A 24,365-nucleotide genomic window follows, 5' to 3' on the forward strand; every position below is an offset into this window, starting at 1 on the left:
ATGTAGAGAACCGCCGTATACGAGAACCGTACGTGCGGTGGTGTGAGAGCTTCTCCCTGCTAGCGTTTGCTAGTGGGGCTGGCTACTCGATTGTAGCCAGTAATTATTAAATTAATAGATTTTACAGATAATCATGAGGATAGTTTTTATCGATAATTTCATGCTCAATAAATAATCTCAAATATTCCTTTTTTCCATCGTAGCTAGATGAGAGTTGCTCTAAATCTTTTATTAAATCAGTTTTAAACATAGTTTTGTACTTGTCTAAAAATTGTAGTGCCATAACTTTATTAGAAATCACTTCATCCATTAAGTCTACTATATCTTGCTTTTTACTTTTTCCTAATATTCTTTTTTTCTCTTGAACAAGGAGATTGTTCAGAGTGGTCAATTTACTATCGCTAATATTTGTTCTACCCTCAACATTGTCAATAGGTTCAGTAGGTTTAATCGGTTCAATAGGTTCGTTTTCTTCGTTTGTTACTATTACAGGCTCTGGTTTTTTAGGCAAAACAGAGGGTTTGCCAAAATACTTAATTAGTCCAAAGAAAAATAAAAAGCAGGTCAGTACCATGCCACCAATAGAGAAAGTATTAATTAAGTTCAGTTTCTTTAATTCAGCTGGCATCTCAGAAACTCCCATCCATCCTGGCTGTTTTGCAAGCTCAGCAAAAGCAGCAACTTGCTCCTTATATTCACCTAAATTTTGTCCTCTTGTAATATAGGAGCCTCCAACAGTATTGGTAACTTGATTGAATACCTTAATATATTTGACATGATAACAATAGATAAATCCAATTGTAGAAAAAATAATAATTGCTAAAAAAACTTTTTTATTTTTCATTATATCTCAATTTTTATGGTTCTGTCATTATTGGCTACAACGGTAATAATATGAGCATTAGCGGACTTTAAAGCGGTTTCGTATCAAGCTACTAAGTAGCCAAAGCTGCACCTTAGTCAAATAGTCAAATCGGCCGATTTGGCGGGGCTGATTAGAACCACAACCGCCCGAATACCCTACAGAAACCGCTATTGCTTATATTTAGTGTTATGCATTTGTTGTTTATTCTTTTAATAATTTTCCTTTTTCTATTTTTCCATTCATGAATATTGTATAAATGTATAATCCTTTTCGTAAAGCACATAAATCAATAATGTCATTATCTTCTATTTTCTTGGAAATAATCTTACGTCCATGAATATCAAATAATTCAAATAAAACAAATTCATACTTATCAAGTAATACAAAATTAATATAGTCTACTACTGGATTAGGATATATCAATAATTTTTTGTCTGCCGTCATATTAATAGACAATTCTTCGTCTTTTGAATAATAATAAGATCCTTTTTTACTACTAACCCAATTTGCACTTGAAATATCCCACTTATGCATTATAAATTCCAAAGGTTTGTTTATTAGTTCATAATTAGAAGAAACTGGTGCAAACCAACCTAATGGTGGGCAGATAATAGAGGACTCATATATTGTTAAGTCATATGTATATTCATATTTTAAATTATTTACCCAATTGCTTGAGTCTTCATCCCAGATTTGATAAATAAATTGTTTAATATTATCATTTTCATCATAATTAAAACTAAAACAGTATGAAGTTGCCCACTGGCTTGTACTATTATCCCAATAATACCCATATTTGTTAACAAGTTTGCCATTGATATCATAGGTTAAATCCTCTTTGGCATAAACAACCCATTGATTTTCTTCCCAGTTGTAATCCAATTCAAGAATTCTTTGACCTTCATTATTATAACTATATTCAAATTTATATGACGTTATCCATTCTGAATAAAAATCAGAGAAAACTTCTGATATACAATTTCCTTCTTCACTGTAATTATATTCACCCTTGTATGAATTTTGCCATAGATTTGAACTAATATCCCAGTCTTGATAAAGTTCTTTAGCCATATTACCATTGTCATTATAAGTATATTCAGCTTTATTTGAAAAAATAAAATCATCTGAATTTTCTTCTTTTAGGGATGTAATTATTTGATAAATTAATTCGTCAGAGCTATATGAAAGTTCCTTTTTTGAATCAACAACCCATTGCTCTTCATTTGCTGACCAACTTTTAACAATTAAGGTGTCAAGTCTTTGTTTTGATTCAGAAGTTTGACAAAAAGCACTTAAAGAATAAAGAATAATGAATTGAAGTAGTAAAGTTAAAGTTTTCATTTTTTTATTTTTAGAGTTACAGTTTTTTAATCATGACTAACGATGAATTTATTAAACTTAATCAACTTTAAAAACTTCCCATTAGTTTGAGAACTTAATCATCTTCTATTTTGGGAAATGTAGATGTGTGCAATAATGCATAACGGTAAATTGTATCTACCGTAACTCTATTTTCAGATGTTTACTTTTTCTTTCATTTACTTACTTATCAACTATTTACGTAGGTTGAAGTTTTGATATACTTACTTGTTTTTCTACTTTTGAAGTACAAAAGTATGGCAAAATTTATGGTACATGTTTTGGCGAACCTATCCACAAATATCTGCCATACTGAATTGATTGTATAACCAAAAACAAGTTTCAGTTATGACAGGTAAAGTTAGTACAGCCATTGTGCTTTTCAAAAAAAGACAGAAGAAAAACGGTAAGTACCCGGCAAAACTCCGATTGACACACAACCGCAAACAGATGTATTATAACATCGACAACAAGAACCGGGTTTATGAGTTTACAGAAGATGAATTTTCTAAAATCACATCAGTAAAACCAAGGGGTATTCATAAGGATATTTCTATTGAGTTTTCATTAATAGAAGAAAAAGCCCAAAAGATTATTCGTTCATTTAGTGAGTTCTCATTTGATAAATTCAAAACACACTTCGGAATATCGGGAACTGACTTACGTAACATTTACTACTTTATGGATTTAGCTCACAAGAAGTATTCTGATACAGGTCTTGGTAATAAATCTGTAAAATCCACAAAGACCGCATTGGTTGAGTTTACTAAAAAAGATAAATTCCTTGATTTTAGAGAAATAACCCCTACAAAACTTCACGAATTTGAGAAGTTCTTACGAGAAGATAAAGGGCTTAAAACTGCTACTGTATATTGCTATACGAGTGCTATAAGAACAATGTTCTACCATGCAAAGCAGGAGAATGCCATTCCTGCTGACCTATTCCCTTTTGGAAGAGGAAAATACCAAGTGCCTAATTGTGCCAATATCAAACGAGCATTAAAATTGAGTGATATTGAAAAAATATATCATTACAATCCGGAACCATACACTCATGAAGAAGAAGCTTATTATCTGTGGATGTTTACATACTTATGCAACGGAATCAATATGAAAGACCTTTGCAACTTAAAGTTCAAAGACATTGGTACGGATTTTATTTACTTTATCCGTAAAAAAACAGAACATGCATCGGGAAAAACAAAACCTGTTACAGCTCCGATAACAAAAGATGTTAGGTTTATACTTGAAAAACTTGGTAATAGCGATAAGTCTCCAGATAACTACGTTTTTCCCTATCTCGATGACAACATGACCCGAAAGCAAAAAATGTATAAGATTGCTTGGAGAGTACGCAAGACCAATGTACACATGCAAAAGATAGCTGCAAAGTTGAGAATCAACGAGAACATTACAACTTACACGGCTCGCCATAGTTTTGCTACGGTTCTTAAACGTTCCGGAATATCAACCGAATTTATTAGTGAGAGTTTAGGACACAGAGACGTTAAGATAACCGAATCGTACCTTGATAGTTTTGAAAACGATCAGAAAAAAGAAATTGCAAAACACCTTACTGCTTTTTAAGATTAAGACAAACAGATATATTAATATTATTTTGACATACAAGCGCAAATGATACAGAGGAAAAAACTTGTTCTTGGTATAATGCTATTTCAATTAATTATAATTTAAAACAAAATTTAATGGCAGAACAAGGAAACGTAACATTTGAGAAGAATTGCCTTGCAGTATTTGAGAAATTACTGCAAGGCTACAAAAGAGCTAAAGAATCAAACGTATGGGAATCGAATATTGAAGAACTATTGGATAAGATGACACAGTTCCCGACAGACCCATTTTCATCAAAGCTGATGGATATGTTTGATTACGATTATCTGGTCAAAGCAGAAAGTATTGAAAATATAATTGAGAAGTCACTCACAATAAGAGAACAACTCAAGCACACAGAGAGATATGTTACCGTTAGTGAAAAGTATTTCACCCTTCCCTTTTTACCTCCAAACACACATCTTAAAAAGCTCGAAATATTCAATAGCAATGGAGAGCTATGCTATACGCAGAAAGGAAGAATGCGCATAAATATCATTCGATTATTCATTTGGATATTTCTCCGAGAGAAAAAGCAAAAACTACAAGATATTATCTCAGTTCAGCACGAATCTACGGAAATTAAGTTATTGGAAATTTACTACTACTCCGAATACATTAACTTATCTACCACCGACTATAAAGCCTATTACAACTTCTTTTGTGATTACTACGGAAAACTAAAGTTTCTCAACTATATCAGGGCAAACAACAATATAACGATTGAAACAATTGAACCAACAAGTGTTAAAACCATCAGTGAATTAACCAGCATTCGTCAGGTGATATGGGCAAAGTTCATTTTTAATCTCATAGGGTTAAGGCTGCGAGAAAACCTCGATACAAGCTCCCTGGCTAAGTTTCTACTTCTAATCAACAATATGAACCTTGAGGATTATAAAAACTCATACTTCTATAAGATTGCAGGTAAACTTCAGAATCTAAGCTCAAAAAAGTATTATCGGGAACTTGAGTATATGAGAACATATTTTCAAGAACGGAAAATTCCAACCAAGGATATAGACAATGAGTTAGAAAAATTGAAGCGGTAACCGAGTGAAAACTGACCGTTTTTTTATTTGTTGCCTTTTGCTTTGATAAAAAGTATCCGACAAAAATGGCAAAAAGTGTCCGACAAGGTTGTTTACCACACTTGTAAGGTGTTGAATATGTGAGTTGTGAAAATTATTTTAAAAATATCGGATAGTCCGACGTTGGAGAGTAGCATTGCCTCGCCTTAAACTTGCATCCATAAAATCGAAGTAAAAAAATGATTATGGATAAGCAAGAAAATTTCAATGCTGAGACATTAAAAAGTCTCGAAAAATTAAACAACCAGGTATCAGAATTGATACAGGTTCAAAGAAAAGCCATTACTGGGTACGACTATATTAATGTACACGAGCTTTCTCAATTGTTAGGCGAAAGTATCAGTACCATTTACAATAGAGTTCATCAAAAGCAAATCCCTTATTATAAGCCGGGTGGTAAAGTCCTATTGTTCAAAATAGGCGAAATCGAGGACTGGATAAAGTCAGGTCGTCACTCCCCCATAGATGAGATTAGGCAAAATATTTAATCGGTCAGCCTGTATAAATCTATGAATGTGAAGACTGAGAAGAATAGAAAGAAGAACAAAGGTCGGAAACAAGGTGTCAGGTTCTATTTATTCAAAAATCTACTGAGGAAAAAATCGAAAACATACACCATTCCGGAACACCTTATCTGTAAGCAAAAAAACATAAAAAAATAAGGCTGTTATGAGAAAAATATACATCTGCGGAAACGAAACGGAATCAGATGATGGAAGATATTATCTGGAAACAGACAAGATTACAAAAAAGCTGAAATCCATGAGGTGTTCCGTTGTCAATCCAACCGAAATCCCATACATACACATGGGTTGGACAGATGCAATGGAAAGCAGAATCAAGCAGTTGAAAAAGTGCCAGGCTATTTATGTTTTACCCAATTGGAAGGAGAATATCATGGCACGAATCGAGCTGACCGTTGCAATGGATTTGAAGCTTGAGACAATATTCCATCCTGTAAGTAACAAAGAGATACGAGAAATACTAACCTCCCTTAACAATTAGCAAGGTTCCGGCAGGGCTGGATAAGGGCAGCCCTGCCTATATATCGAGTAACATTTCAAACAAACGATTATGACAGAAAAAATTAAAACCATAGCAAAGATTAACAATGTCAGCATCATGCTAATAGACGATGCCGACAAGCTTGTTCCAATTAGACCTATTTGTGAAGCCCTGGGCATTGATGATAAAAACCAAAGGTCGAAAATTAAGAACGATGAAATTTTGGGTTCTGTTGGGGTGCTGAGCACCTCTACTGGCAAAGATGGAAAACAATACGAAATGTTTTGCTTGCCATACATGTATGCTTTAGGTTGGATTTTTACCATTAATCCAAAAAACGTGAAGGAAGAATCACAAGAGCCTATTATTAGGTACAAAATGGAGTGCTACACGGCTCTGTTCAACCACTTCGTTGGCCAGTCGGAATTTTTGGAGCATAAACAAAAAGCCATTGAAAAGCAGTTAGAGGATATTGAGAAAATCCGTTCCGATTATGGCAATCAGAAATTGCTGCTATCAGAGGCTAAAAAGGCACTCAACAAGGTTAAGGAAATGACTTTTGAGCAATGGCAGATAAACAAGCGACAACTTTCTATTGATTTTCCAAACTAAAACACATGACAGCATTAGCACCTAATACGGTATCGAAGTTATTTTACTTTGATAACCGTATAAAAAGCATCTTTGAGAAATACGGTCATACCGCAATCCCGTTTGATGGCACAAAAGTTCAAGCCATGATACACAAAGCGCAAAAGGAACTGGTTGCACTCTTTTACAAGATATGGGGTTCATCAATGGGGTATCACCTTTTAAACAAATTCTATGATTTCAGGGGAAACATTTACGAGTTCTTTATGAGCCTCGATAACAAGAACCGTGAATTATTGACAGGTAAAGATTGGTAGCCGATGGATGCTAAAAGGGTTATAGAGCAAATCAATGATGAAATTTACGAGGTAGTATCCGGTTTTATCACACTAAAGAAAGCAGGGAGCAATTACAAAGCGTGTTGTCCATTCCACAATGAAAAAACGGCTTCGTTTAGCGTAAACCCGGCAAAAGGTATTTTCAAATGCTTTGGTTGCGATAAAGGAGGTAATGCTATTGAGTTTATTAAGGAGCATGAAAATGTTGAATTTAAGGAAGCGGTTGAGATTGGCGCAAAACTTTTGAACCTCAATTTTGAATGGAAAAGAAGCACCAATTGGGATGAAGCCAAATTCAAACATGAAGAAAGCCTGAAAATAGCTTGTAATATCATTGAGAAATTCTTCCAGGAACAGGTCAACCATAAAAATGCACAGGATTACATTAAGGAGCGTAATCTTGTTATTCCTGAAAACAACAACTTTAATATTGGTTATGCTCCAAGCGGAAATGCTCTACTGTCCCATGCAAGGGAAAAGGGTGTAAAAATTGAAATATTGGAAGAAATTGGCGTACTGAAAAGCAACGACAAAGGCATTTATGACTTTTTCTACAACCGATTGATGTTCCCTGTATCCAACTCCAAAGGTCAAACCATTGCTTTCGCCGGGCGTGATTTGAACGAAAAACCAAAGATTAAGTACCTGAATACACATGAGAGCTGTATTTACACAAAAGGGAATGAATTGTATGCTTTGAATGTTGCAAGGTTCGCCATTAAAAACGAAGACCGGGCATATATAGTAGAAGGTTATACGGATGTACTTCGGATGCACTCTATTGAAGTAATCAATTCAGTTGCAACTGGTGGAACTGCACTAACAAACCCACAGGCAAAGCTCCTGAAAAAATATACCAATAAAGCTACGCTCATTTACGATGGCGATAGTGCCGGAAGAAATGCAATGTGCCGTAATGCTGAAATCCTGATTAAAAACCAATTTCATGTTTCGGTAGTTGTACTCCCCGAAAAACAAGACCCCGATTCACTTTTTACCGACAGCGATACGTTTCTTCAGTACGATGAAAAACAAGAAGATTACATCATCTATAAGACCGCTGAATATGCTGAACGCTTTGCAAACGACCCGGTAAAAAAATCAGAAGTAATAAAGCGGATGGCAGCCCTTATAAGCTGTTATGATAAAACGAACCAGGAGGTTTATCTCGACTTTGTTTCAGAGCAGATTAAACCAAAAAAAGCTTGGCAGGATGCTTTAAAGGAGAATAGCCAACCCGTTGAAAAGAAGGTCAGTAAAAAAGAGAATATCAACGACATTATAAAGCTGAAAAAAGAGCAACAGGAAAACTTCTTGGAGAATCAGTTTTATGAAGAAAAAGGGGCTTACTGGACTGTGGAGGGCAAGCATCCAAAGCAAATATCCAATTTCACATTTGAAGCTTTATTTTGTGTTTTCCATAATGATGGTCAAGGACGAATCGACTTGAAATACATTCTCAACCTAAAGAGCCAATACGGGCGAAAACGGCTTGCTACAATTTCATCCGATGACTTTTGTACCCCTGCATCATTTAAAAAGCAGGTTCACCGCAGACATGGTTTCTTTTGGTATGGGAACGACACCCAGCTCGACAGCATAAAGAACGTAAAGCTTTTGGGCATACCGGAAGCAAAGGAACTTGAAAGGGTTGGTTACAATGTAAAAAACCGCTTTTGGGTATTCGCCAATGGATTGTATTACGATAAAACATTCCATGAGATAGATGAGTACGGTGTTACCACACATGCAAAACGAATAAACAGTATGGATGAGTTTAAGGAGATACCGCCTGAAAGTCAGATTCGTATTGATGATACTTTTCATGTTTTAAATACCACCGCAGAATTTATCGGAAAATACGGAACGGATAATCTGAAAGATAAAATTAAACAGGGACAGGTACATCTTTTACATTTCTTCTTTTTGCCGTATGGGAAGCTGTTAAGAATAAGTACCAGCGATAGCGGAAACCCGTTCAAAGAAAACTCGAAGTACATAGCTCCCCCCAAAAACAGTGATTGGGATTTTGGCAAATGGGCAACATCAATGAACAAGGTTTATCCCGGCAATGCAGAGCTGCTTATAGCCTACTACATTGCAACCGTATTCAGCGATGTAATCTACAAAGCCAATTTCGGATACTTTCCTTTGTTGTTCCTGTTTGGTAAAAGGCAATCGGGTAAAAGTACGGCTGCTCGAAGTATCATGTATATGTTTGGTAAGCCTCCAATGGAAGACGGCATCAACCTTGCATCGGGCAGTACAAGTACAGGTATGCAGCGTAGTATGGATTCCACGACCAACCATCCGTTTTGGGGCAATGAGTACAAGAACAGCATCCATAAAAATACCATCGAGGCGTTAAAAGGTATAGCCGACCGAAATGGAAAGCTTACTGGTGTAAAATCGGGCGGTAATGAAACACGAATTGCAAAGCCCAGGGGTTCAGGCATTATTAGCGGTCAGGATTTACCCACACAAGACCCGGCTCTCTCAAGCCGAAGTTTGTTAGGTGAATTTGACGATACCAATCGGGGAAAGTATGAAGACCTGAAAGAATTTAAATCAGCCGAAGAAAGCTTGCAGTTTACCAACATTACATGTTCGGTTTTCGATAACCGACATTTAATAGAGGAATATTACTCCAAAGAAGAACCAGGTATTAGTTCAGAGGTCATGGATGAATTAATAAGTGAATTTGGTAACGTTGACCGCAGGACTGTGTTGAATATTTCATCGGTACTTACACCTATGAAAATTCTAATGGAACAATCCGATTTAAAGTTCCCTTTTGATTATCAAACGGCAAAGGCTGCCCTAATCCGTTCAGCAAAACTTACTATTTCGGTACAGAACCAGAGTGATGAAGTAGAACAATACTTTCATGTGCTGCAATCACTTATTAACCTATATAGGCTGACCGAAGATGTACATTATAAAATTGTTAATGCCGACCAAAATACAAAACACCTTTACCTGAGAGTTGGGGCTATTCATGGCTTGTATCGGGAACAGGCACGAAAAGAAGGATTAACCGTACTTGACCAGGCTGTTGTTGGTGAGTACCTGAAAAAGCACCGCTCCTTTGTGGATTACCGGAGAAAGAATGTGAAGTTCGGTGAGAACAGGACAAGTGCCTACATAATGGATTACGACATCCTGATAGAGCAAGGTATTGAAATGGAACGGTTCAGTTTGTAGGAATAAAGTAATGGAAATATATTTTTTACCCCGACTTATGGTACTAATGCAAAAACCGTCCTCATTTCCTCACTTACTAAGTATGGAGTATAATAATATACTGATATATAATACTATATACTTTAATGTTCTAAAAATAAGTGAGGACGGCTGAGGGAAAAAAGAGGAAATATGAGGGAAACGTGAGGAAAAATCTTCCTATTTCCTCACTCGTCCTCATTGTCCTCAAATTACTCGATTGATTATCATGCGATTAACTGCAAAATGAGGAATGAGGACACTTTTTGAAAAATACCATAGCCTCTGAAAAAAAAGAATTTTCAATAAAACAGGAACAAGATTAATATACAATTAAACACTTTTTATGCGATGAAAAAGAGCAGTAACGTACAGAAAAACAATAACATTCACGACAACTTCTTTAAAAGCCTTTTCTCTGTAAAAGAGAATCTTGAAGATTTACTATTAGGTACACTTCCGAAAGAAGTGCTACAATGTTTAAAACCTGAAACACTTGTTTATGACCCGACCGAATACGTTGACCAGGAACTTGCTCCATATTTTAAAGATGTTTCATGCAATATGTTCTATGGACACACCAATATCAAAGTTTCGCTACTGTATGAACACAAAAGCTATCCCGACAAAAATATACACTTGCAATTGCTTAGATATATCCTGAACGTATGGGAAAATCAGGCTGCCAACAAACAGCCACTTACTCCTGTTATTACGATGGTATTCTATCATGGAAAACCGAAATGGACGGATTCGGGTTTTGTTCAGGTTCCGGAGGAACTAAAACGCTTTGTTCCTTTATTTGATTATGCTTTGTTCGACACCAAGGATATTGAAGACCATGCCATTATCCGACACTTTAAACGACCAAGTGTAAAAGTAGCCGTATGGTTTATGAAGCGTAGCGACAATCTTATTGGCTTTATCAAGAATAATCCTGATTTGGCACGAGAAATGTTCAGTCAGCTAAAGGAGATTGACGAAACTATTTTCCAAAAAATAGCGTTATATTTGTATAAAGTTTCTGGTTTAGAAACTGATAAAATTGATGCGATTATGGAAACAATTTCACCACAAGTTAAAGATGCTTTTGCAGAGGCAGCCAACGAACTGAAATATATAGGTAAGAAAGAAGTTGTTGCTAAAATGGTTGCCAAAGATTATTCGGATAAAGAAATATCTGAAATAACAGATGTTGCCATTGAGGATATTCAAAAGATTCGGACAAATAACTCTCATTAAAGAGTAAATAATCTAAAATATAGCCCGGTATCAGTTTTTGTATCGGGTTTTTTATTGCCTTATTTTATCATTTATTGCCTTTTGAATATTACTTTTGTATAAATAATAACAGTAAAACTTATAATTTGAAATAAGAATAAAGGAAGCGAACATATAATCTTAAAATATTAAGACTTAATCTCTTAACAATCGAAAATCGCCAAATTTTAATTGCAGTAAAGAGAGTAGGTACGGGCGTGGTCTGTACTACTTTACTGCGTGGGTGTTTGGCGATACCTCGATTGTTGGTGGTTTCAGTGCCACGCTTCTTTTTTTATACCATAGAGAATGAAAGATTTATATGTTTGGTTGCAAAACGAGGTAAACGAATCGCTTGAGTTATTAGATAATGAAATAATAAAAGATGAAGCAGATAAAATAGTCTTCTCTTCCAGTAAAGAATTCCTGAATAACAGTAAAGATGTATTGAAAAAATTGGTTGACCTCCTATCTAAATATGATTTGGATATAATGAAACTGATTAATTTAATTGCCAAACTAAAAACCGAGGGTAATGATGCTGATGAAGATGCTATCATTCAATCTATGATTGTGAAAATGTTGGAAACAAGCTCCCTGGACCCAAAAACTCGATAATTATCTCTATCTTTATGTAGCTAATTGTTAAGGGTATAATACTTGAATTTATGCCCAATTATCATTTTACCACTTTAAAAATGAGCCTCTTATCGGGGCTTTTCGTGTTTATATACCTTTCGTGTTTTAACAGATGCTTTTATTTGCTTCATTTTATTGCCCGAATTTATTCGATAATATTTCAACATGGTCTAAAAAATCTCACTTGTATTATTAAACTAACATATCTTTTCCGCCATTTGGGAAAAGCAGTCTTAAAATTCCTCCCTATTCCCCATTATTGCTATTATTTTTTTCAATCTTCTCAAAAGACTTTAAAATATACCCTTCCAAAAAATCAATATTCAAAAAAGTCTTTAAAATATTGTCTTAAAGTACTCAAAAGCAGTCAGCATAAGCTAAAAAGTACTCAAAAACCTTCAAAAGCAGTTAAAATATACTCTACAAGGCTGCTCTTCTCAATATTACAGGAGCGTTATCGCTCATTTTTTAACCCAAATCCAACACTATGATTGTACGCAGAACCATATTAAAGCAGGATTTGGTGAAGAAACTTTACCCTGATAGCGTTTCAGTTGATGCAGCTATGCAACAACTACGAAGGGATATTGAATTGTGTCCCCAATTAAAAGAACAGATAGCCAATACAGGGCAAACCAAACGCCATTACTACAACAAACAACAGCTCCTCTTAATCCTGGAACATTTTTGTATAACACTTGAAGAATTTGAACAGCTATGAAGTATTTCTTAGGTATAACCGATATTGAACAAGCCAAACTACATTACCGAAAATTAGCAAAACAATTACACCCCGATAAAGGCGGAACTGACGTTGACTTTCAGGAGATGCAAACTGAATACAAGGAATTTCTATTAAGCTTGCAGCAAGAACAAGAAGTTGTTACTCCTACACGGAAAACAACATCTATCGAAAAGGAATTGATAAACGAGATGAGTAAGCTTGCCAAAGTCCTGATTAAAAAACAAGTACCTCAAAATTACCTACGACTGAAAATGCAAACCTCAGAATCAACCCTAAAGAAAACTTTATTAAGTCAAGTAATTGACATTTTGAATGAATTATAATTTGGTAGTAATAAATTATTCTTTTGTTTGGATAACCAAATTAGTCGGCACACTACCGACTTTTTTATGCTCAATTTTTGACAAATATCTTCAAACACTTACAAACTCCCTCAAGTTCCATTAAACCCCAACACCCCCACCATAAGCCTACTATATGTTTGTTTCCATTATGGAAGCAAGCACAAAGAAAATATTAGGCACATTAGCAGCAGTTGCAGCCGTTGGCGGTGGTTTCTACCTGATTAAAAAAGGCAAAAAGCTTCTTGCCGGGGCAAAAATGAACTTTGCTCTTTTAGGATTCCGCATCCACAAGATGAACTTACAAGAAGTTCAGTTTGCCGTAAAGCTTCGTTGCTACAATCCCACCAAAGCACCCATCACATTAGCCGTTAACCAGGTTGTTGCAAACTACAAAGGTTCGGCAGTTGCTTATTCTACCCCCGATATTAAAGGACTTACCATTGGTGCTGGCAAAACACAAGAGCCTGAAATCGTTTTTCAAGTGCCATACCTAAACCTCATGGGTAAAGGTCTTACTCTTTCCTTGCTTTCCAATACTCAGCAACTTAAAGCTGATATGACTTTCACCATGACCATCAGCGTTAATGGCGAAACTCTTACTACCACGCAATCATTATCAGAGGACGAAAATATGAACGGATTAGCATTGGGCGAATTGGGCATTGTATCCGGCCCACGAAACACCCAAAACGGTAAACGTTTCAACCACCTTATAAAAAAGGCAAACGGACAGGACACATTTATAAAAAACGGCAACGTAATTGAAACCGTTGAAAGTTGTATTGATATTATCGGTACACATTTTCGGGAAGTCGAAGAACTGGCAAGTAGCCTTCAAGGTGATTCGCTCAAAGAATCTTGCCGAAACATCTTCAACTTTTCATACAATTATTTGCAGTACCATAAAGACGATGACGGAACAGAACAGCTCCGTACTCCATCTCGCTCTTGGTTAGACGGACAAATCAAGTTCAAACAGAAAGGCAAATCAGATGCAGGAATTGACTGTGATGATTACAGCATTTTTGTGGGTTCGCTTTTAAAGTGTTTGGGCATTCCGTTCAAGCTACGCATTACCAAGTATGACGGTAAGAAGAACTTTCAACATATCTATGTGATTGTTCCTGCCGTTGGTGATTCCGAAGATGAAATTATAATCGACCCTGTTCTCTCAAAATTCGATTACCAAAAGCCATACAGTTTTGAACGTTCTGATTTTGATATGTCATCACTTCAATTGGCAGGGCTTCGAGGTATTGATGGTATCACAGGTACAAGTGCATTAGGTTTGCCCATATCGGTTTTATCAGGTATTGATTTAGCCGGAGGTGTTCAGGCACAAGCCAACCATGAAGACCTTATTGCTATTGTTTCAGGTGTTGACTTTGACGATGCCATAAACGGCTTGGGTGATGCCGAAGATGCCACCTACAACTATTTAGTCCGAACCCGGAATTATCTTTTAAAGAATCGAGACAATAAGGACAAAATGGCTCATATCCAAAACCCTGACCAATTTATATCCATGTTGGACCAAGCTATTAAGTTTTGGAATACTCCACAGCGTGATGCCGTATTGGATAAGCTATCGGATATTGAAGAAAAGCTTGCCGAAAAAGGTCTGATTAAATACGATTCAGAAGCCATCCAGGGATTGGCTGAATTGGATGAGTTGGACGATGAAATGGACGGCTTGGGAAGAAGAAAAAGACGTAGAGGTCGATTCTTCAAGGCAATAAAACGTGTCGGTAAAAAGATTGGTAAAGTAGCCAAGAAAGTAGTTAAAGCCATCGTAAGGTTTAATCCTTTATCCATTGCTATCAGAGGCGGATTATTGGCAGCCTTGCGTCTAAATATGTTTGGAATTGCTAAGAAACTACAATATGCCTATCTGCCTGATGACCTTGCAAGCAAATACAACATCGACCCTGCTAAACATGCCAAACTGAAAAAGACACATGGCAAGGTTCGTAAGCTATTTAAAGGCTTACAGGGCAAAGAATCCAACCTTAGAAAAGCAATCCTGAAAGGTGCAAAGCAAAAGAGTTCCGATTTCTCCCTAAAAGGCATTGATGGTTTACTTGCCGATTTAAAAGGCTTAGAAGCCATTGGCGAATTGGCAGAATTGGGCAATATGGGTGCAGTAGCCACAGCAGCCTCAGTAACCGCAGCTAGTGGTGTGTTGGCAAAAATCGGAAGCTGGTTAAAGCCTATCAAAAACATCTTTACCAAGGTTAAAGATAAATTCAAAAAAGCAGCTCCTGCAACAGAAGCGGTATCTCAATTTACCAATCAGGCAGCTCCAACAACCGAGGCTTATGCTCCACCAACAAACAGCGTGATGCCTCCATCCAACAGCATCATGCCACAGTCAGGCAGTTATACTCCCCAACCCATAATGAAATCCGGAAACTACACTCCACAATCGACTACAACGAATCCTACTGCAACAGGCAAAAAGAAACTGAGCAAGGGAGCAAAAGTTGGTATTGGTTTAGGTGTTGCAGCTCTCGTTGGTACAGGAGCTTATCTCATGTTCCGCAAAAAAGACAGCACTCCGGCAAAACGGAAATCATCCCCCAAGAAGACTTCCAATAAAGAAGATTTAGGAAGCATCAAGCTTCAATAAATAATTGTGAATCAATAATTAAAATTTAGAAAACATGGCAGTTAAAAAATCAACGTCAAGTACCCCAAGGAGAACTTCAAGAGGTACAAAGATTGACTTTATGAAAGCTACCAACAACATAGGCAAGCCCATTGCTGCCGTAGCAGGGTTTGCAGTTGGCAAGTACGCTTTAAAAAAGTTGGAAAAGAGCCAGACCGTTAGCGGTTTGTTGGGCAACGAAATGAAAACCTACATCGTTCCGGCAGCCGTTACTATGGGCGGTTTGGTGGGTACACAGTTTACCAAAAACGAGTATGTAAAGCTGGGCTTGGTAGGTGCAGCAGGTGCAGGTGTTGAATCCATCATCAAGAAAGCCACAGGTAAGACCATCCTTCAAGGATTAGAGGGCATTATCGGTGATGAAGATTACAGCGACATGGATGAAATGGACGGACTACGTGCCTTAAATCCAATCACACAAGCTCTCCCGGCAGCCGACATTGACATCGAGCGTGAAATTCAGGCTTCGGTATCAGGCGCAGCATCGGACTATTCAATGAGTGACGACCCGATAGGTAGTGCAGCCAATGATTACGCAATGAGCGATGAGCCGATTGGTAGTTCGGATGATGATGATGAGCCTGTTGGTAAAATCCAAAACCTCGACCCCGATAGCATGGACTATGACATCTTTTCGGGCGATATGATGGCATCCTGATTCTCACTAAATAACATTTAATCAATTTAATAACAAAGGCTAATAAGCCGCAAAACAAATTATCATGGCAGAAATTAATGAGCAAAATGATTTGTACCCTTCGATGGAAGAAATAGAGGGTTTAGAAGAAGCGATTCTTGAAAAAGAGGAAGATGCTTTAGAGAAAGAAGAAGACCAGGACGATGCAGTCGAAGGCATTGGCGATTTAGGTCGTTCACGCCGTAGAACAAGACGCAGAGGGCGAAGAAGTCGCAGAAAAACCAGCCGAAAACGTGCTGTGCGTAGGTCATACAATGCCGGAGCAAGAAGTACGGCTGTAAAAACAGGACTTACGAAAGACCTGACTTCAAAAGGTCAGTTTGAACTTCGCAGACAGCAGTTGCCACCAGAGGTGCAAAAAGCATTGAAAGATGCACGTATGCAAACCGTTGACACGGCAATCTACACTGTTAAGTCGATTAAGGATAAGTCTGACATTGATTTAATGGAAGCATCGGACGATAAAAAGGCTGGTCGTACCAACCTGAACCGTGCGCAGTTGGATTCAGGAAAGTATTTCCTGTTAACTGATATTGTTCTTGAGTACGCTCACGGAGCATCGGAAGAAGACAACGACCCGGCAGATTTTGCATTCGGTCAGTTTGCTTTACCTCCGGCAATCCTGAACGGTACTTTCGAGATGACATTAGGCACGAAGGTAATTGTACCTGAAATCTCATGTGCGGTATTCGATGATACCGATACCACTAAACGCAAATTCCAATACAAGCTTGCCAATCCAAAGTGGTTAAAGCCATCAATGGATATTACACCAAAGCTGAACATGCCGAAATCGGTATCGGGTGATAAGATTTACCACCCTGCCGTTAAGGTTACGCTATTGGGAACTATCACAGAGAAAGCATAAGAGCTTGATATGTCATAATCGTTCGGGGGCGGTCAGCGGTTGTTAACCGCCCCTTTTTTCTTCTTAATCATTTCAAAAATGGAAGTACAAGACAATAACATACGCAAATTACAGGTCGTGAAATTCGAGGTCAAAAAAGGTCAGACTTACGAATTTAACGGCAATACCAAAACGGAACACGACCGTATCAAAGGCATTTTCTTACGCTTATCCAACCAAAAGGCATTACCCGGTGCCACACTAAGGGTTTGGATTGATGATACCGAGATAATCCCCGATGATACCGAGGTGGCATTGCTTCACCACAACGATGACATGAGTATTAAGGACGTGGCTTTCCCTGTGGATGAAAAAGCCAAGAACAGCCCTGTGCGTGTCATTTACAAAGACGACAGCGAGAACCTGGCTGTTAATGAAAGCTACAATGTTCGTGTGTATCTGCTTGCCGAGGTAGAAAAAAAGAAATAACCCAGAAATCTCCCGACAATGAAACGATATTTTGTAATTACAAAAACCTCAGTTGGCAACAAACACATCAACGAACAGGACTTGCTCCCAGCTTCCTGTAAACTGATTACAGGCATTGCAATAAACGCCCTGGTTAAAAAGGAATCAGAATTGGAAGATGTAACTCAGGATTTAGCTTTCCCCCAAGCTTTAATATCCGATTTGTTACTGACCGATGGCATTACCAACCTGTTCTACTCATACCTACGCACAAGGGCAAGCGAAGCCGAAAGTAAAGACTTTTTTGAAAGTGATATTCTTCCGGCAATCGTTGATATTTTGAGCAATAACATCAAATTTACTTGCCTTGATGCCGACCAGCAAAACAACCTGAACAACAGCATTGCAGAGCTTTTCAATACACAGTTTGCCGATTATCTCTACAACGAAGTGGGTTTGTTTGAAAAAGGTCAAACCATAACAAGCCTTGAATTTGCCGACTTGATAGCACAGGAAACATTAACCTTTGCCTATCTGCATAAATCCGATGTTTTTCTTCGCCCTGTTCAGGCTTACAAACAGCCTGAACCTTATGAATGTGGCAACATCAGCCTATTGGTTAATGGCAACAGTTTTCTATTGCGTGACTACATGCTTACTGCAAACCGAAAGGTCAAGCATTTAAGCAAAGAGGTTATCCCTTTCCACGAGCCTTTTGAGGTAAACAGCAATATCCATACGGTTTTTAAGAGCAATAAAAACAGCGGAGACAATACGCTAACCATTAGAATCTACATTGAATATGAACACGAGTGAGTTATTACATACCATCGCAAAAGACCGTGTTTCAGGGATGCGAACCATTGACAGCTACCAATTAAAACCAACGGTGATAATGGTAACAGGTGCGGATATTTCGCTGGACCTGAAAAACGACATGTGGATTCTGAACACCAAAGGTCTGCCAAGCTCTATTGATGAAATGGAACTCATTAGCAGCGATAACGTGTTTACCGCTACACCCGAAGAATACGACTTTATGGATGAGTACCGCTACCAGGTATTCACCGATTACATAGACATCAAAACCCAAGCGGAAAGCTTTAAGCCTTACCGATTGGAGTTTGTAAAGATTATTCCCCACCGAAATTAATACGACTATGTTGGATTACAGAGAGCAAATACAAAGCATATACGAGTTTATAAAGCGTTCGGAGGACGAACAAAAGTACCCTTACGCTTACGAAATATACCTGGTTACCGCAGCACAGGAAACGGCACTCACATCAAGAACCTCCGGAACGGATAAGTTTAATCGAGACATTGAAAGTGCCATTGAAAAAGCAAAGCAGTCTCACGGTTCACTCAGGGTTGATGTGTTTGGAGGCAAAAGCCCAAATGCCAGAAGCCTGAACAGCTATACAGTGAATATCAGCAAGCTTTTGAACCCACCCAAAGAACCCATTGAGAGAGCGGAAATACAAACCATCATCCAGGAGGAAATGAAACAGAGCCAAATCCAAAACAACACCAATGGATTGGGTGAACTGGATTCCTTGTTAGGATTATTTTCAGGAGATAACCCTGCCGTAAAATCCAAGCTTGACGGTCTGTTCGGTGTGTTCAATGCCTTATCGGGCAACAACAAAGAGGTTGAGCGAATCAGCTACCAAAAGCAGTTGGATGATTTTAAGTTCGAGACACGCTACAATACTTTGGAAGAAAAGTATGAGCGTTTACGCAACGAAAATGCAGAGCTACGTGCCGAAAAAGACCGCTACCAAAGCGAAAACAGGGAACTAAAAACCGATAAGACAGACCTTGAAAGCCGTCTTGCCGGGTATGCTCCCAATGAAGTAATGAAACGAGTTGCCACAGGTGCATTGGTGGGTATCGGTTCACGCTTACTTACCAACAGCCCGAAAACAGCAGAGCTATTGGGATTATCAGCAGAAGAACTCAAAGGAGCTTTGGGGATGCTTGATGATACCGAAGAAGAATCGGCACAACTCCCTGAAACCAATGTTGAGATTACCGACATAGGTACAGCTAATACTCCCGAAGACCGCAAGAAAGCTGAAATTATTAAAAAGCTATCCGATGCCCTTATGACATGGGAACTACAAGACGTAGCCAAGATTGCAAACATCGTTGGCTTATGCCTTGACAAAGCGGAGCTGATTAATAAAACCCTCCTGTTCCTGAACCAAGCCGTGAATGGCATATCAGAGCCGGAACCAGGAAATGCAGAGTTTGAAAACGAAGATTTAGATAACGATTAATACATACGATTATGAGAAAGTTTAAAGTAGGAATCACCATTGAAGCTGACAGTACCGAAGTAGTTCAGCAAGTAGGAAACCTTTTGCAAAATGCAGTCAACAAGGTTGAGCAACAGGACATGATTAAGCTTCTGACCAAGGTTGCCAAGAACCCAAAGATTGTGAAGACCGCATTACGATACATCTAAAACAATTATACCGTGCAATTAGATAAAGCAAATAAAGCAGCATTAATTACAACAGGAATCAAATTTGGTGTCCCGGTTGTAGTAGCCGGAATTGGATTCTTCGCTATCCGAAAAATTATCAAAGGGAAAAAGAATACAGATGGAACATCATCCCGGATAGCTCCATCCATAAAAGATACAGTCATTGAAAAGGCTAATCTTACTATCTCCACTTCTGATGCAGCTTTGTTTGCAAATACCTTGTATGGTGCAATGTTAGACTTTGGAACGGACGAGAAAACCATCTTCAGTACTATGGATAAAATCAACAGTAAGGACGATATGCTACTTGTGATTAAAGCATTTGGAATGAAGCAATACTTATGGGGCGGTCGTGCAGCATTCCTTGGTCAGGACTATAACCTTATTGGATGGCTAAGAGCTGAACTAAGCGAAAGTGAAATTTCAAAAATCAAACCCAAGTTCGATAGTTGGGGAATCCCTCTCTAAACTCTAACAATAAAGCTATGGACAAGAAGAAAAAGATATTATTTATTTCGGGAGGGGTGTTAACCACAGGGGCAATAGTAACCACAATTGTAATGATTCGCAGACGAAACAAACGCAAGCGTGGGCTATTGCCTCCTCGTGGTTCAAACGTTTTGACAACCAACAATAACGAACTGCCCTCAAACTTTCAGAATTGGAACGGTGGTAATACCTACCTCTCAAATGCACCCAGGGGCATACGCAACAACAATCCGGGAAACCTGATTTTCACCAACATCAAATGGAATGGTAAACTGCCCAAAGAGCAAAATAAGGACAGACGTTTTGAAATGTTTATTGCTCCGGTTTATGGTGTTCGTGCCATGATAAAAGACCTCAAGCACGACATTGAAAAGGGCAAGAATACAGTGCCGTTATTGGTTGAAGAATATGCCCCCCGATTTGAAAACAATACAGACCATTACATCCAGACGGTTTGCAAGGATTTAAAGGTCAGCAAGAGCGCAAAGCTCCTGCCTACAAAAAATACACTCCGCTTATTGGTGCTTTCAATGACAACGGTTGAGACAGGTGGTAATTACGTCTCGAACCAATTGTTTGAGCAAGCCTACGCAATAATTTAGCAATTAAAAGACTTTAGATATGGGAACGATAAAGATGTTTAGGGGAACAACCCCACCGTTATTGAAAAAAGGCGAATGGGCTTCGGATGGCCAGTACGCTTATTTGGGTATGGAACATGAACAATACAAAGTGTTTCAGGGCGTGTTTGATATGAGTAAAGACCAGCAGATAACAGGTTTTGAATACGATGTTGAACGCAAAGCGATTATTATTCCTTCGGGAACTCCTTTTTCAAAGCTTCAAAGGCTGTTTGATTCCCTGCCTAAAGCATTGAAGTATCATACCAACAAAAGTGCAAGTATCAGCATCATGTTCGAGGATGGTACTTACATCAACGATTTGGGAACGTTCCTGGTCCTTCGTGATTTCTCCTACCAAATTAACATCTGCTCATTGAGCAATAAGGTGGATGGCGTAGTTGGAACATACGTGAAGCCTGTGATTTTCCAAAGTGATAAGGCTATTGAAATTTACAATAGTGCTATCAATTTTGCAGACATACGCTTTGAATATACTGATGCCGGAAGCGGTGCAATAGCTTTCCTGAACAGTACCACCAACATTGACGATTGTTGTTTCGAGGCAAAGGTCAATCAGTCCTGTGTATTCGATAGAGGCTACAACAAGATTGTATTTTCTGACACCTACTTCAAAATGAACAGGGATATTCAGGACACGATACTTGACAGGGCTTCGGTTGGTTCATTCATCAATATTGCACGTTCAAAATCCGCTCCGGAATACAGACCAAAAACCATTGTTCAGCAAATTAGTGGTGGTTTGATTATCGCCGGGAATGTTGAAGACTTGCTCATATCAGAGAAAAGCCCTGTGTATATGCCCAATGGTGGTATCGAGGTGCATGGCGGTTTTGTGACTGACCCTGACGGTAATATCAATATTGCCATTCCGACAAAGCTTTCGCAGTTGGAAAATGATATGAACCTGACTTCCAATTTTCAGGAACTGCAAAATAAACCTACGACCATTAGTGCAGAACAGGCAACGGCAATTGAGAACAACAACAAAAAGAGCAGCTACCCACAAGCAGATGCAGAAAAGCTTGCAGGGATTGAGGAAGGTGCTACTGCCGGAGCTGATTGGAATACCAATATTCAAAACAAGCCTACTACTATTTCGGTAGAACAATCGGCAGCAATCGAAGCGAATACACAAAAACGTTCTTATCCCGAAGCCGATGAAAACAAGTTGACAGGGATTGAAGAAAACGCTACTGTTGGAGCTGACTGGGACACGAATGTGCAAAACAAACCTGTTACCATCTCTCCACAACAAGCAGCCGATATTGAAGCCAATAACGCAAAGCGTAGTTATCCCCAAGCTGATGAAGACAAACTTTCAGGCATTGAGGAAAATGCAACTGTTGGAGCAGATTGGAATACAAATATCGCTAACAAACCTACTACAATTTCAGAGGAACAGGCGACCGCAATTGAAGCGAATACAGCTAAACGTTCTTACCCCGAAGCTGACGAAACCAAGCTTGGAGGAATTGAAGAAGGTGCGACTGTTGGAGCGGATTGGGAAAGCAATATCCAAAACAAACCTGTTACCATTTCGGCAGAACAGGCAGCAGCCATTGAAACCAATGCCCAAAAACGAAGCTATCCACAAGCTGACCAGGACAAACTTTCGGGAATTGAAGAAAACGCCACAGCCGGGGCTGATTGGAATACAAATATTGCCAATAAGCCTGCTACCATAACAGAAGAACAAGCTACCGCCATTGACGCGAACACAGCAAAACGTTCTTATCCCGAAGCAGATGAAACTAAACTTGGAGGAATTGAAGAAGGTGCGACTATTGGAGCTGATTGGGAAACCAATATTCAAAATAAACCTGTTACCATTTCGGCAGAACAGGCAGCAGCCATTGAAACCAATGCCCAAAAACGAAGCTACCCACAAGCTGACCAGGACAAACTTTCGGGTATTGAAGAAAATGCCACAGCCGGAGCGGATTGGGAAACGAATATCGCCAATAAACCTACTACAATAACAGAGGAACAAGCTACCGCAATAGAAGCAAATACAGCAAAACGAACTTATCCCGAAGCGGATGAAACAAAGCTTGGAGGAATAGAAGAAGGTGCTACTGTTGGAGCTGATTGGGAAACCAATATTCAGAATAAACCGACAACCATTTCGGCAGAACAGGCAGCAGCCATTGAAGCCAATAATGCTAAACGTTCATACCCCGAAGCGGATGAAACTAAACTTGGTGGTATTGAAGAAAATGCCACCGTTGGAGCTGATTGGGATGTCAATTTGCAGAACATTCCTGATTTCCTGAAAAAGTTCTTACAGGTGTATGCTGATTCCGGCATTTTCTCAGGTGAAGATTGGGAAGCAAAGCTGGCTGAGATACTGAACTTCCAAATCAACTTCATGAAAAACTTCGTGGATGCCGATGTGGATAGCCTATCGGTAGATGTTGCAGGAAACAATCTGAAGCTCACTTTCAAAGACGAAACCGACAAAACCATTACACTACAATAATTATGAAAGCATTAGTAATAGCAAGCCTTTTCACGGCATTTATAGCGTTGGTAGTTTATCTTACTTCCATCATAGCGGTTCATGGCATCCGCAAATCAATTTCCGATAGCAATTACTTTTTACGCAAACCTTACAAGCTTGTATTTGAGATAGTGATGTGGGTTTGTGGACTGGCCATCATCATTACAGGTCTGTTTATTAAAGAATCTGCCGATTGGTGGGTTATCGGAGGTGGTATCGGAATCTTTTTAGTCGGTGTGTTTTCCGACTTTAAGCGAAACCTGTTTATTCGCATTGCTCACTATGTATCGGCAATTGGTGGTTTTGCGCTCCTTGGATTAAGCTATTATTTCAGCTTCGGTAATATCGAATACACCATCATCATAGCTATTTCGGCTTTGATTGCAACAGGCTTTGCCGATAAACGAATCTGGTGTTTGGAGTTGACAATGGCAGCAGAGATATTCATTGGTCTTTTCTATTTGGCTCACACAATCATGTAGTTCTTGTTT

25 protein-coding genes are annotated in these 24,365 nt (G+C 38.5%); 23 read left to right on the forward strand and 2 right to left on the reverse strand.

Translation table 11 applies throughout. The features are described from left to right. Positions 1-121: 121 nt before the first annotated feature. Both ACRD62_RS17025 and ACRD62_RS17030 read right to left on the reverse strand, forming a co-directional pair. Positions 122-844: a hypothetical protein gene (locus ACRD62_RS17025; protein WP_430821329.1), complete on the reverse strand. Its 723-nt coding sequence runs from the start codon at positions 842-844 to the stop codon at positions 122-124. A gap of 222 nt (positions 845-1,066) precedes the next feature. Further along, entirely contained in the window at positions 1,067-2,206 is a 1,140-nt protein-coding gene (locus ACRD62_RS17030) for a T9SS type A sorting domain-containing protein (RefSeq protein ID WP_430821330.1), read from the reverse strand. Positions 2,207-2,572: 366 nt separating this feature from the next. Here ACRD62_RS17030 and ACRD62_RS17035 point away from each other — a divergent pair, with 366 nt between their 5' ends. The 23 genes from ACRD62_RS17035 (at position 2,573) to ACRD62_RS17145 (ending at position 24,356) form a co-directional block, all read left to right on the forward strand. Then, positions 2,573-3,811 (forward strand): tyrosine-type recombinase/integrase, encoded by a 1,239-nt coding sequence (locus ACRD62_RS17035; RefSeq protein WP_430821331.1) that lies wholly within the window; start codon positions 2,573-2,575, stop codon positions 3,809-3,811. 119 nt (positions 3,812-3,930) lie between these two features. After that, the gene (locus ACRD62_RS17040) at positions 3,931-4,887 is read left to right on the forward strand and encodes a hypothetical protein (RefSeq protein ID WP_430821332.1); all 957 of its coding nucleotides are present in this window, start codon (positions 3,931-3,933) and stop codon (positions 4,885-4,887) included. A gap of 224 nt (positions 4,888-5,111) precedes the next feature. Continuing rightward, the gene (locus ACRD62_RS17045; protein WP_430821333.1) at positions 5,112-5,414 is read left to right on the forward strand and encodes a helix-turn-helix transcriptional regulator; all 303 of its coding nucleotides are present in this window, start codon (positions 5,112-5,114) and stop codon (positions 5,412-5,414) included. A gap of 181 nt (positions 5,415-5,595) precedes the next feature. Further along, complete coding sequence (locus tag ACRD62_RS17050; protein WP_430821334.1) at positions 5,596-5,931, forward strand: DUF4406 domain-containing protein; 336 nt, start codon at positions 5,596-5,598, stop codon at positions 5,929-5,931. Between the two features lie 69 nt (positions 5,932-6,000). Further along, the gene (locus ACRD62_RS17055; RefSeq protein ID WP_430821335.1) at positions 6,001-6,543 is read left to right on the forward strand and encodes a phage antirepressor N-terminal domain-containing protein; all 543 of its coding nucleotides are present in this window, start codon (positions 6,001-6,003) and stop codon (positions 6,541-6,543) included. A gap of 5 nt (positions 6,544-6,548) precedes the next feature. Beyond that, positions 6,549-6,839, forward strand: coding sequence for a hypothetical protein (locus ACRD62_RS17060; protein ID WP_430821336.1), 291 nt, complete (start codon positions 6,549-6,551; stop codon positions 6,837-6,839). 3 nt (positions 6,840-6,842) lie between these two features. After that, entirely contained in the window at positions 6,843-10,064 is a 3,222-nt protein-coding gene (gene dnaG, locus ACRD62_RS17065; protein ID WP_430821337.1) for a DNA primase, read from the forward strand. 369 nt (positions 10,065-10,433) lie between these two features. Next, positions 10,434-11,324 (forward strand): Rpn family recombination-promoting nuclease/putative transposase, encoded by an 891-nt coding sequence (locus ACRD62_RS17070; RefSeq protein WP_430821339.1) that lies wholly within the window; start codon positions 10,434-10,436, stop codon positions 11,322-11,324. A 327-nt stretch (positions 11,325-11,651) separates the two neighbouring features. Next, entirely contained in the window at positions 11,652-11,960 is a 309-nt protein-coding gene (locus ACRD62_RS17075; RefSeq protein WP_430821340.1) for a hypothetical protein, read from the forward strand. 508 nt (positions 11,961-12,468) lie between these two features. Beyond that, positions 12,469-12,702, forward strand: a complete 234-nt coding sequence (locus ACRD62_RS17080) for a DUF4248 domain-containing protein (RefSeq protein WP_430821341.1) — start codon at positions 12,469-12,471, stop codon at positions 12,700-12,702. Then, entirely contained in the window at positions 12,699-13,049 is a 351-nt protein-coding gene (locus ACRD62_RS17085) for a hypothetical protein (RefSeq protein WP_430821342.1), read from the forward strand. The genes ACRD62_RS17080 and ACRD62_RS17085 overlap by 4 nt, the downstream gene beginning before the upstream one ends. 154 nt (positions 13,050-13,203) lie before the next feature. Then, positions 13,204-15,699 carry a hypothetical protein gene (locus ACRD62_RS17090; RefSeq protein ID WP_430821343.1) on the forward strand — a complete coding sequence of 832 codons (2,496 nt, stop codon included), beginning with the start codon at positions 13,204-13,206 and terminating at the stop codon, positions 15,697-15,699. Positions 15,700-15,919: 220 nt separating this feature from the next. Then, positions 15,920-16,396: a hypothetical protein gene (locus tag ACRD62_RS17095; RefSeq protein ID WP_430821344.1), complete on the forward strand. Its 477-nt coding sequence runs from the start codon at positions 15,920-15,922 to the stop codon at positions 16,394-16,396. Between the two features lie 64 nt (positions 16,397-16,460). Further along, positions 16,461-17,303 (forward strand): hypothetical protein, encoded by an 843-nt coding sequence (locus ACRD62_RS17100; RefSeq protein ID WP_430821345.1) that lies wholly within the window; start codon positions 16,461-16,463, stop codon positions 17,301-17,303. Between the two features lie 78 nt (positions 17,304-17,381). Continuing rightward, the gene (locus ACRD62_RS17105; protein WP_430821346.1) at positions 17,382-17,771 is read left to right on the forward strand and encodes a hypothetical protein; all 390 of its coding nucleotides are present in this window, start codon (positions 17,382-17,384) and stop codon (positions 17,769-17,771) included. An 18-nt stretch (positions 17,772-17,789) separates the two neighbouring features. Beyond that, positions 17,790-18,566 (forward strand): hypothetical protein, encoded by a 777-nt coding sequence (locus ACRD62_RS17110; protein WP_430821347.1) that lies wholly within the window; start codon positions 17,790-17,792, stop codon positions 18,564-18,566. Then, positions 18,553-18,903, forward strand: coding sequence for a hypothetical protein (locus ACRD62_RS17115; RefSeq protein ID WP_430821348.1), 351 nt, complete (start codon positions 18,553-18,555; stop codon positions 18,901-18,903). The genes ACRD62_RS17110 and ACRD62_RS17115 overlap by 14 nt, the downstream gene beginning before the upstream one ends. A gap of 7 nt (positions 18,904-18,910) precedes the next feature. Beyond that, the gene (locus tag ACRD62_RS17120; protein WP_319398826.1) at positions 18,911-20,032 is read left to right on the forward strand and encodes a hypothetical protein; all 1,122 of its coding nucleotides are present in this window, start codon (positions 18,911-18,913) and stop codon (positions 20,030-20,032) included. Positions 20,033-20,043: 11 nt separating this feature from the next. Further along, positions 20,044-20,220: a hypothetical protein gene (locus ACRD62_RS17125; RefSeq protein WP_170154413.1), complete on the forward strand. Its 177-nt coding sequence runs from the start codon at positions 20,044-20,046 to the stop codon at positions 20,218-20,220. Between the two features lie 12 nt (positions 20,221-20,232). Next, positions 20,233-20,709, forward strand: coding sequence for a hypothetical protein (locus tag ACRD62_RS17130; protein WP_319398825.1), 477 nt, complete (start codon positions 20,233-20,235; stop codon positions 20,707-20,709). Positions 20,710-20,726: 17 nt separating this feature from the next. Further along, positions 20,727-21,332: a hypothetical protein gene (locus tag ACRD62_RS17135; RefSeq protein WP_430821349.1), complete on the forward strand. Its 606-nt coding sequence runs from the start codon at positions 20,727-20,729 to the stop codon at positions 21,330-21,332. A gap of 19 nt (positions 21,333-21,351) precedes the next feature. Beyond that, positions 21,352-23,853, forward strand: a complete 2,502-nt coding sequence (locus ACRD62_RS17140; RefSeq protein WP_430821350.1) for a hypothetical protein — start codon at positions 21,352-21,354, stop codon at positions 23,851-23,853. Between the two features lie 2 nt (positions 23,854-23,855). Further along, positions 23,856-24,356, forward strand: coding sequence for a hypothetical protein (locus tag ACRD62_RS17145; RefSeq protein ID WP_430821351.1), 501 nt, complete (start codon positions 23,856-23,858; stop codon positions 24,354-24,356). Positions 24,357-24,365: the final 9 nt, after the last annotated feature.

Origin of the sequence: Carboxylicivirga caseinilyticus, assembly GCF_050589785.1 — a bacterium.
In the GTDB taxonomy this organism is placed as follows: domain Bacteria; phylum Bacteroidota; class Bacteroidia; order Bacteroidales; family Marinilabiliaceae; genus Carboxylicivirga; species Carboxylicivirga caseinilyticus.

What these genes read in the sequence shown, in the direction of transcription:
- ACRD62_RS17095 (WP_430821344.1), top strand. Translation starts at nt 15,920, where the DNA reads ATGAAAACCTACATCGTTCCGGCAGCCGTTACTATGGGCGGTTTGGTG.
- ACRD62_RS17140 (WP_430821350.1), top strand. Translation starts at nt 21,352, where the DNA reads ATGGGAACGATAAAGATGTTTAGGGGAACAACCCCACCGTTATTGAAA.
- ACRD62_RS17125 (WP_170154413.1), top strand. Translation starts at nt 20,044, where the DNA reads ATGAGAAAGTTTAAAGTAGGAATCACCATTGAAGCTGACAGTACCGAA.
- ACRD62_RS17135 (WP_430821349.1), top strand. Translation starts at nt 20,727, where the DNA reads ATGGACAAGAAGAAAAAGATATTATTTATTTCGGGAGGGGTGTTAACC.
- ACRD62_RS17145 (WP_430821351.1), top strand. Translation starts at nt 23,856, where the DNA reads ATGAAAGCATTAGTAATAGCAAGCCTTTTCACGGCATTTATAGCGTTG.
- ACRD62_RS17070 (WP_430821339.1), top strand. Translation starts at nt 10,434, where the DNA reads ATGAAAAAGAGCAGTAACGTACAGAAAAACAATAACATTCACGACAAC.
- ACRD62_RS17060 (WP_430821336.1), top strand. Translation starts at nt 6,549, where the DNA reads ATGACAGCATTAGCACCTAATACGGTATCGAAGTTATTTTACTTTGAT.
- ACRD62_RS17055 (WP_430821335.1), top strand. Translation starts at nt 6,001, where the DNA reads ATGACAGAAAAAATTAAAACCATAGCAAAGATTAACAATGTCAGCATC.
- ACRD62_RS17035 (WP_430821331.1), top strand. Translation starts at nt 2,573, where the DNA reads ATGACAGGTAAAGTTAGTACAGCCATTGTGCTTTTCAAAAAAAGACAG.
- ACRD62_RS17025 (WP_430821329.1), bottom strand. Translation starts at nt 844, where the DNA reads ATGAAAAATAAAAAAGTTTTTTTAGCAATTATTATTTTTTCTACAATT.
- ACRD62_RS17110 (WP_430821347.1), top strand. Translation starts at nt 17,790, where the DNA reads ATGAAACGATATTTTGTAATTACAAAAACCTCAGTTGGCAACAAACAC.
- ACRD62_RS17085 (WP_430821342.1), top strand. Translation starts at nt 12,699, where the DNA reads ATGAAGTATTTCTTAGGTATAACCGATATTGAACAAGCCAAACTACAT.
- ACRD62_RS17030 (WP_430821330.1), bottom strand. Translation starts at nt 2,206, where the DNA reads ATGAAAACTTTAACTTTACTACTTCAATTCATTATTCTTTATTCTTTA.
- ACRD62_RS17090 (WP_430821343.1), top strand. Translation starts at nt 13,204, where the DNA reads ATGTTTGTTTCCATTATGGAAGCAAGCACAAAGAAAATATTAGGCACA.
- ACRD62_RS17045 (WP_430821333.1), top strand. Translation starts at nt 5,112, where the DNA reads ATGGATAAGCAAGAAAATTTCAATGCTGAGACATTAAAAAGTCTCGAA.
- ACRD62_RS17080 (WP_430821341.1), top strand. Translation starts at nt 12,469, where the DNA reads ATGATTGTACGCAGAACCATATTAAAGCAGGATTTGGTGAAGAAACTT.
- ACRD62_RS17115 (WP_430821348.1), top strand. Translation starts at nt 18,553, where the DNA reads ATGAACACGAGTGAGTTATTACATACCATCGCAAAAGACCGTGTTTCA.
- ACRD62_RS17105 (WP_430821346.1), top strand. Translation starts at nt 17,382, where the DNA reads ATGGAAGTACAAGACAATAACATACGCAAATTACAGGTCGTGAAATTC.
- ACRD62_RS17100 (WP_430821345.1), top strand. Translation starts at nt 16,461, where the DNA reads ATGGCAGAAATTAATGAGCAAAATGATTTGTACCCTTCGATGGAAGAA.
- ACRD62_RS17050 (WP_430821334.1), top strand. Translation starts at nt 5,596, where the DNA reads ATGAGAAAAATATACATCTGCGGAAACGAAACGGAATCAGATGATGGA.
- dnaG (WP_430821337.1), top strand. Translation starts at nt 6,843, where the DNA reads ATGGATGCTAAAAGGGTTATAGAGCAAATCAATGATGAAATTTACGAG.
- ACRD62_RS17075 (WP_430821340.1), top strand. Translation starts at nt 11,652, where the DNA reads ATGAAAGATTTATATGTTTGGTTGCAAAACGAGGTAAACGAATCGCTT.
- ACRD62_RS17040 (WP_430821332.1), top strand. Translation starts at nt 3,931, where the DNA reads ATGGCAGAACAAGGAAACGTAACATTTGAGAAGAATTGCCTTGCAGTA.
- ACRD62_RS17120 (WP_319398826.1), top strand. Translation starts at nt 18,911, where the DNA reads ATGTTGGATTACAGAGAGCAAATACAAAGCATATACGAGTTTATAAAG.